General features: G+C 59.1%; 1 protein-coding gene. It reads right to left on the bottom strand.

Annotated features, from left to right (window positions below; translation table 11 throughout):
* Window positions 1-311: 311 nt before the first annotated feature.
* Window positions 312-458: a hypothetical protein gene (locus ACU8YC_RS27040; RefSeq protein ID WP_446896267.1), complete on the bottom strand. Its 147-nt coding sequence runs from the start codon at window positions 456-458 to the stop codon at window positions 312-314.
* Window positions 459-465: the final 7 nt, after the last annotated feature.

Raw genomic sequence — 465 nt, 5'->3', positions numbered from 1 at the left:
AGGCCAGGGTGCCGAAGAACAGCGTGACCTTGGCCTTGTTCACATGGGTAATTTCTTCGAGCACGACACCAAGCAGTGCCGCCACCGCCAGTGCGATCAGCACGTACGTCAGCAATACAGGCATAACTCACCTAAAGGAGGAAGTGGGAAAAGGGTCTGTGCGCGACGGATCGACGCACGTGAGGAATTGGGGATGCGCATGGTAGCCAAACGGCCGGCGAAGCGATATCACCGCATGTCAAACGCAGACTGTTGCAGGATATGAACAGGACTAAAGGCGACGAACCGGCACGTTGAAAGGACGGTCGATTTCAGGGATTGCGTGCCAGTTGCTCGTGGTCGAGCACACGCTTGGCGCCGAGGGAGCTCTTCTGCCAGTAGCTGGCGGTCAAGCTGTCCAGGCGTACGGTGCCGCCGGACGAAGGCGCGTGGACGAAACGGTCCTGGCCGACATAGATGCCGGCA

The sequence above is a fragment of the Citrobacter sp. VF227 genome (assembly GCF_052950715.1).
Note: the sequence above shows the minus strand (reverse complement) of the source record. Positions and strands in the feature narration are given on the sequence as shown.